General features: G+C 68.5%; 7 protein-coding genes. 3 read left to right on the plus strand and 4 right to left on the minus strand.

What is annotated here, in order from left to right; genetic code table 11:
* Positions 1–4: 4 nt before the first annotated feature.
* Entirely contained in the window at positions 5–634 is a 630-nt protein-coding gene (locus ACFVWR_RS13440) for a DUF3710 domain-containing protein (protein ID WP_387212749.1), read from the minus strand.
* Positions 631–1,101 (minus strand): dUTP diphosphatase, encoded by a 471-nt coding sequence (gene dut, locus ACFVWR_RS13445; protein ID WP_387212752.1) that lies wholly within the window; start codon positions 1,099–1,101, stop codon positions 631–633. Before dut ends, ACFVWR_RS13440 begins: the two co-directional genes overlap by 4 nt.
* Before the next feature lie 38 nt (positions 1,102–1,139).
* Between dut and ACFVWR_RS13450 the strand changes: the two genes are divergently transcribed.
* Positions 1,140–1,586: a DUF3093 domain-containing protein gene (locus ACFVWR_RS13450; protein ID WP_387212755.1), complete on the plus strand. Its 447-nt coding sequence runs from the start codon at positions 1,140–1,142 to the stop codon at positions 1,584–1,586.
* Positions 1,587–1,589: 3 nt separating this feature from the next.
* On the opposite strand, the gene ACFVWR_RS13455 is transcribed toward ACFVWR_RS13450, so the two are convergent.
* On the minus strand, positions 1,590–1,883 hold the full coding sequence (locus tag ACFVWR_RS13455; protein ID WP_387212758.1) for a DUF4193 domain-containing protein: 294 nt from the start codon (positions 1,881–1,883) through the stop codon (positions 1,590–1,592).
* 206 nt (positions 1,884–2,089) lie between these two features.
* On the opposite strand from ACFVWR_RS13455, the gene sepH reads away from it, so the two are divergent.
* The gene (sepH, locus tag ACFVWR_RS13460; protein ID WP_387212761.1) at positions 2,090–3,253 is read left to right on the plus strand and encodes a septation protein SepH; all 1,164 of its coding nucleotides are present in this window, start codon (positions 2,090–2,092) and stop codon (positions 3,251–3,253) included.
* A 28-nt stretch (positions 3,254–3,281) separates the two neighbouring features.
* On the opposite strand, the gene ACFVWR_RS13465 is transcribed toward sepH, so the two are convergent.
* On the minus strand, positions 3,282–4,415 hold the full coding sequence (locus ACFVWR_RS13465; RefSeq protein ID WP_387212767.1) for an alkaline phosphatase family protein: 1,134 nt from the start codon (positions 4,413–4,415) through the stop codon (positions 3,282–3,284).
* Between the two features lie 73 nt (positions 4,416–4,488).
* Between ACFVWR_RS13465 and ACFVWR_RS13470 the strand changes: the two genes are divergently transcribed.
* Positions 4,489–6,978: a DNA topoisomerase (ATP-hydrolyzing) subunit A gene (locus tag ACFVWR_RS13470; RefSeq protein ID WP_387212764.1), complete on the plus strand. Its 2,490-nt coding sequence runs from the start codon at positions 4,489–4,491 to the stop codon at positions 6,976–6,978.
* Positions 6,979–7,061: the final 83 nt, after the last annotated feature.

Genomic DNA, 7,061 nt, shown 5'->3' on the forward strand with positions numbered 1-7,061 from the left:
GTTCCTACAGAGAGGTGAAGCTGTTGTCCGAACCGTTGGCCGGCGCGGTGGGCATCCGAAGGGGGATCAGGTCGCGCGGGGGCATCGGGGTCGACCCGCGCACGACGACGATGCTGCGGAACAGGTCTTCGACGAGCGCCGCGGCATCCGGCTTCACGGCCGCGTCACCCGCGATCACTCCGCGCAGGAACCAGCGCGGTCCGTCGACGCCGACGAAACGCGCGACCCGGGTCTCGCCCGGCGCTCCCTGAGGGGCGGCGACAGGGATCTCGGCGACGAGCTCGGGGCCGAACACCCCTTCGCGCTCCTGCGTGCGACCACCCTGGCGGTTGACCTGCTCGGTGATCTGGTCTCGGATCTCGTGCCAGAGGCCACTCGATCTCGGCGCCGCGAACGGCTGCACCTGCAGGGTCGAGTTGGCGTAGTCGAGACCGACCGCCACGACGCGCTGCGTCTCCTCCTCCACCTCGAGACGCAGATGCAGGCCCTCACGCGGGAGGATCTTCACCCCGCCGAGATCGACGTACGGGCGAACCGGATTCGCCTCGCTCTCATCCAGCGGACCCTCGGTCTCGCGGTCCTCCGGCGCCGACTTCTCCCAGATCTCGGGGTCGGTGTTGCTGCTGTCGGTCACGCGTTCTCTCCTGACTGCGCTGCGCTGAGCCCAGTGTTGTATCCGGTCGAGCCGAACCCCGCGGTTCCGCGGCGGCTCTCGGGCAGACTGTCGACGGGCACGAAGGTGGCCCGCGTGACCGGCATCACGATCAGTTGCGCGATCCGGTCGCCGACGGCGATATCGTACGGCATCGACATGTCGGTGTTCAGAACCGTCACGCGGATCTCGCCGCGATATCCCGCATCCACCGTTCCCGGAGAATTGACGATCGTGATGCCGTGCTTGGCGGCCAGACCGCTGCGGGGAACCACGAAAGCCGCGAAGCCCTCGGGCAGCGCTATCGACACGCCGGTGGGCACCGTGTGCCGCTGGCCAGGGGCCAGCGTCACCGCCTCGGCGGCATGGAGATCGGCGCCGGCGTCGCCAGGATGCGCGTACGCGGGGACGAGGCCGGCGATGATCGGAACGTCAACGGTATCGGTCACGTGTCGAGGGTAGTGCAGAAGTCTGATCGAATAGAGACATGGACCTGTACCGCGAGCGCCTCTATGCAGCGCCCTGGCTCTTCATCGCCAGTGCTCTGATCATCCCCATCACGATCCTCATCCTCGCGCCGATCAATCTGACGGTCGGCATCGTCACGGCGATCGTCTTCTATGCCGCGATCGTCGTGGTGTACATCGTCTCGGCGCCGACGATCAGGGTCACAGGCGCCGAATTGATCGCCGGGCGCGCGCGCATCCCGATCGGGCTCGTGGGAGAGGCGAGCGCGTACGACGGCGAGGAGGCGCGAATCCAGCGCGGCCAGAAGCTCGACGCCCGCGCGTGGCTGCTCATCCGCGGCTGGATCATGCCCGTCGTCAAGGTGCCGGTGACCGACCCCCAGGACCCGGCGCCGTACTGGCTCCTCTCAACAAGAAACCCGGACCAGTTGGTCCGGGTTCTCAGTGAGGCTCGACTCGCGACGTAACCGTCAGGCTGCGCACTCCACGCAGATCGGTCCGAGCTTGGTGTCGTGATCGATCTGCGAGCGGTGCTTCACCAGGAAGCAGCTCACACAGGTGAACTCGTCGGCCTGGGGCGGCAGCACGACGACGTCGAGGTCGAGGTCCGAGAGGTCTGCACCAGGGAGCTCGTACCCACCAGGGTTGTCGGCATCTTCGACGTCGACAACACCGGACATCTTGTCCGGGACTCGCTCCTTGAGGGCCTCGATCGACTCGGAGTCGTCTTCGGTCTTCCGCGGTGCGTCGTAATCCGTTGCCATGCCCATCCACTTCTCATACTTAACGGCCGATTCTTCGCAATCGGCGGCCATAGTTTGCATCAATCACCGGGGAATAGCAAACCACTCGGCGGGCTCTCGGCGATTGCTCGGTTTTCAACTTCCGGCACGCCACGGTTATTCCCCGGATTCGGGCCTCTGGCGTGCCATTCTTGGGCCGTACTCCAACAGCTGGGAAGGCATTCACCATGCAGGATTTGAAGGTCATCGGCGTCGAGGACGGCGCACTTGTCGCCGTCGGCGACGATGGTGAGCGGTTCCGCATCGCCATCGACGAAGGTCTGCAGTCCAAGGTCCGACAATTCAGGCAGGATTCCTCCGCGTCGGCCCCGAAGCTCTCGCCCCGCGAGGTGCAGGCCCACATCCGTTCGGGCATGTCGGCGGAGGACGTCGCCGCCGTCACCGGAGCGCCGCTCGAGTACATCCAGCGCTTCGAAGGGCCGATCGTCGCCGAACGCGAGCACATCGTGGCCAGCGCCCTCAGCGTGCCCGTGCACACCTCCGTCGACGTCGACCCGCTCGGCGAAGGCAACACCTTCGGCTCGGTCATCCGCGACAGGCTCGCGTCGCTCGGCGTCAGCGGCGAGCGCTGGGCCAGCTGGAAAGACTCCGAAGCCGGCTGGATCATCAAGCTCGAGTTCACCGCCGACCTCATCGACCACGACGCCCGCTGGGGCTACGACGCCCGCAAGCACGCGCTCGCGCCGCTGAACTCGGAGGCGACCACCCTGTCGCAGGCCGGCGAGCTGAAGGGTGCGCTCATCCCGCGCCTGCGCGCCGTGCTCCCGAACGACGGCCAGCCCGACGAGTCACGGTTCGACAGCGGCGCGTTCACGTTCCACGAGCCGCAGACCGATCTGCTCGGCCCGGACTCCGCGCCATTTCCCGAGCCGCTGACCTACGGGCGCACCCCCACCTCGGCGAACAACTCGATCGCGGTCAGCGCCATCAAGCGCGCCGACGACGAGACACCGCGCGACTTGCACCAGACCGCCGACCTCCTGGAGGCGTTGCGCCGCCGTCGGGGTGAGCGCGAGGCCGCGAACTACGAGCTCCCGGTCGACGACAAGGCCGAGCCGCTTCCCGAGCCGCTCGACGAGACTCCTCCGCACCTGGTCGACGAGCCCTTGGCCATCTTCGACGCCTCGAGCAACGACGGCCCTGTGGCTCCGCCCGCGAACACCCCGGGCGACCGGGCGCCTGCGACCTCGGCGGGCATCCTGCCGTCGGCATCCGGCTCAGGCTCCAACGCGACGGGCCCGCAGAGCCGCGCGTCGAAGAAGGGCCGCGCGTCGATGCCCAGCTGGGACGAGATCGTGTTCGGCGCACGCACCGACGACGACCTCGCCTAGCGACTCGACGTCGTAAGAGAGCGTTCGCCTACGCGAACGCTCCGAACCGCAGCAGAGGAACGCGCGTCTCCTCCGCCGTGAGCGAGCCGTGCTGGCCCACCATGTTCTGCCCGGTGCGCAGCGGGTCGCGGGAGTCGTAGTAGGCGACGCGTTTGCGGGCCGCCACGAGCACATCCCCGATCCTCGGGAGCACTTCGGGGTCGACGGACGGGCCGAACCAGCCGGCCTCGACGGCCTCCGCTCTGGTCGCCACCCAGGCGCGTTCGCCCTCGACGGAGCGCCAGGCCTCCGCGAGCGACCGGGCGGCCTCCTCGCCGGGATGCTCGAGGTGCAGGTGCAGGCAGCGCGGCTCACCCGCGACGGCCGCCACGCCGTCCACGAGCTCGGGTGCGGTGTCGAACAACACGTGTCCGCTGACCGGAACGTCGACGACGCCGTGGTCGGCGGTGAGGAGCATCCCCTGACCGGGCACGAGCCGGCGCGTGAGACCGGCGACGAGCGCGTCAAGCTGCTCCAGCGCCTCCGTCCACTCCGGCGACTCCCAGCCGCGGGCGTGGGCGATCTGGTCGAGTTCGGCGACGTACAGATAGGTGAGGCTCTGGGCTGGATTGGCGAGGATGCGCTCCGCCGCGGCGAACCTGTCGGCCATGGTGCGCGCGGACACGTACTCCGCGCCCCGCAGGATGGCCTTGGTGAAGCCCGAGTCGGCGTACTTGGGCATCCCGATGGCCCAGCTCTTCACTCCGCTGTCGGATGCGACCTCGAAGACGGTGCGCGAGCGCTGCCAGGTCGCCGGATCGAGCTCGTCGTCCCAGCCGCTCAGCTGGTTGACGACGCGGTCGTGGAGGTCGTCACGCACCTTGTACCCGACCAGACCGTGCACACCGGGCAGAGTTCCGGTGGCGAGCGTTGCGAGCGCGGCAGCGGTGGTCGTCGGAAAGCCGCTGTCGATGGTCGTCGTCTTGCCGAGCAGCGGGGCGAGCGTTCTGGCATGGCCGGCGCGGGCCCGCAGAGCGCTTGCACCCAGTCCGTCGACGACGATCACGACCGCCTGACGCACGGCCGGCAGGCTCAGCTCGTTGTCGGCGCCCTCGAGCGCGGCCAGGCAACTTGGCAGAACAGCGGCAAGGCTCGAACGAGTCGAGAACGCGGCCGGTAGCATGGGGGGCATCTGGCCCAGTTTGTCACAGGCGAACCGGGCCGGCGACGTGATCCCCTCCCCCAAGATTGCCCGAATGACACCGACAGACGACCAGCCTCCCGCCGGAACCACCGAACGCATCGAAGACGTCGACGTCACGACCGAGATGGAGGGCTCGTTCCTCGAATACGCGTATTCGGTCATCTACTCGCGCGCTCTGCCCGACGCTCGAGACGGGCTCAAACCCGTTCAGCGCCGCATCCTCTACCAGATGACCGAGATGGGGTTGCGACCCGACCGCGGTCACGTGAAGTCGGCCCGTGTCACCGGCGAAGTGATGGGAAAGCTCCACCCGCACGGCGACAGCGCCATCTACGACGCCCTCGTGCGCATGGCACAGGACTTCACCCTCCGCGTTCCGCTCATCGACGGACACGGCAACTTCGGATCGCTCGACGACGGACCCGCTGCCCCCCGGTACACGGAGGCCCGGCTCGCGGCCGCGGCCCTCGCACTCACCGAAGACCTCGACGAAGACGTCGTCGACTTCGTGCCCAACTACGACAACCAGCTCATGCAGCCGGATGTCCTCCCTGCCGCTTTCCCGAACCTCCTGGTCAACGGCGCGAGCGGTATCGCGGTCGGCATGGCGACGAACATGGCACCCCACAACCTCATCGAGGTCGTCGGCGCCGCGCGCCACCTGCTCGCGCATCCGGACGCCACGCTCGACGACCTGATGGAGTATGTGCCCGGGCCCGACCTGCCGACCGGTGGAACCATCGTGGGCTTGGCCGGGGTGCGGGATGCGTACGCGACAGGCCGCGGCAGCTTCAAGACCCGCGCCAAGGTCGCGGTCGAGTCGATCACGGCCCGCAAGAGCGGACTCGTCGTCACGGAGCTTCCCTACCTCGTCGGCCCCGAGAAGGTCATCGAGAAGATCAAAGACGGCGTCAACTCGAAGAAGCTCTCCGGCATCTCCGACGTCACCGACCTCAGCGACCGTCAGCACGGTCTGCGCCTCGTCATCGGAATCAAGACCGGCTTCAGCCCGGATGCGGTGCTCGAACAGCTCTACCGGCACACGCCGCTCGAAGACGGCTTCTCGATCAACAACGTCGCGCTCGTCGAGGGCGGCCCGCAGACCCTCGGCCTCCGGGAGCTGCTGAGCGTCTACATCGACCACCGGGTGAGCGTCGTCACCCGCCGCTCGGCCTTCCGGCTCGCGCGACGCAAAGAGCGCCTGCACCTGGTCGAAGGCCTGCTCATCGCGATCGTCGACATCGACGAGGTCATCCAGGTCATCCGCACCAGCGACGACACCGACCAGGCACGCACCAGGCTGATGGACGTGTTCGACCTCAGCACGCTGCAGGCCGACTACATCCTCGAACTCCGGCTGCGGCGCCTCACCAAGTTCTCCCGCATCGAGCTCGAGAACGAGAAGGCGCAGCTCGAGGCGGAGATCGCCGAGCTCGAAGAACTGCTCGGGAGCCGCGAACGCATCAACGCCATGGTCTCCGACGAGCTCGAGCAGGTCGCCGTCAAGTTCGGCACCCCGCGCCGCACTCTGCTCACCGAGGCGCGGCCGTCGATCGCGACGGCGAACGCGCGCGGCAAGATGCCGGTCGTGCTCGAGGTCGCCGACGTTCCGTGTCGTGTGCTCCTGTCCACCACGGGCCGCATCCTCCGCGTCGACCAGCAGACGGGCGGCGCGGATGCGGGCGATGGCTCCCTCGACCGCATCGCCGCGCCCGCGCGCCGCAGCAAGCACGACGCGATCCTGTCGCAGCTCGACACGACCACGCGCACGGAGATCGGCGCGGTGACCAACCGCGGGCGCCTCATCCGGTTCTCCCCCGTCGACCTGCCCGCAGCGCCGGTGAACTCCATCCAGCTGGGCGCCGGGGTCAAGATCGGCGACTACCTCGCACTCGCCGATCGCAAGGAGAAGATCATCGCGATCGTCTCTCTCGACGCTCCCCGCTCCATCGCGCTCGGCACTCGGCAGGGCGTCGTCAAGCGGGTCACCGCCGGCGACTGGGCCAACAAGCCCGAGTTCGAGATCATCGCCCTGAAACCCGGTGACGAGGTCGTCGGCGCTGTGCAGGGCGACGACACCGATGAGCTCGTCTTCGTCGCCTCCGATTCGCAGCTTCTGCGCTTCCCCGCATCGACGGTGCGCCCTCAGGGCCGTGCGGCCGGAGGCATGGCCGGCATCAACCTGGCCGCGGATGCGCGGGTCGTCTTCTTCACCAGCGTGCCGGCGGCGGAGACCGACGAGACCGTCGTGGTCACCGTCGCCACCGGCGGCGACACGCTGCTCGGCGCCGACCCGGGCAGTGGCAAGGTCAGCGATTTCACCGAGTTCCCCGCGAAGGGCCGTGCAACCGGCGGTGTGCGCGCCCAGCGCTTCCTGAAGGGCGAGACCGAGGTCGTGCTCGCGTGGGTGGGTCGCGCACCGGCGCTGGCCGTCTCCTCCGACGGAGCCGCTCGCGCCCTGCCCGACTCCGGCGCCCGACGCGACGCCTCCGGCACGCCCCTCGACATGGTCATCGCCTCCATAGGCCGCCGCCTAGGCTGACGCCCCGCCCCCTCGCCCCGCCCCGCCCGCCCCAAAGCAATCGACTACAGGAAGAACGCTCCCCATCACGCGATTCGGGAGCG

The organism is Leifsonia sp. NPDC058292 (assembly GCF_042880955.1).
Classification (GTDB): Bacteria; Actinomycetota; Actinomycetes; order Actinomycetales; family Microbacteriaceae; genus Leifsonia.

Excerpts from the sequence above, each read along its gene's own strand:
- ACFVWR_RS13450 (WP_387212755.1), top strand. The coding sequence starts at position 1,140 with ATGGACCTGTACCGCGAGCGCCTCTATGCAGCGCCCTGGCTCTTCATC.
- ACFVWR_RS13455 (WP_387212758.1), bottom strand. The coding sequence starts at position 1,883 with ATGGCAACGGATTACGACGCACCGCGGAAGACCGAAGACGACTCCGAG.
- sepH (WP_387212761.1), top strand. The coding sequence starts at position 2,090 with ATGCAGGATTTGAAGGTCATCGGCGTCGAGGACGGCGCACTTGTCGCC.
- ACFVWR_RS13465 (WP_387212767.1), bottom strand. The coding sequence starts at position 4,415 with ATGCTACCGGCCGCGTTCTCGACTCGTTCGAGCCTTGCCGCTGTTCTG.
- ACFVWR_RS13470 (WP_387212764.1), top strand. The coding sequence starts at position 4,489 with ATGACACCGACAGACGACCAGCCTCCCGCCGGAACCACCGAACGCATC.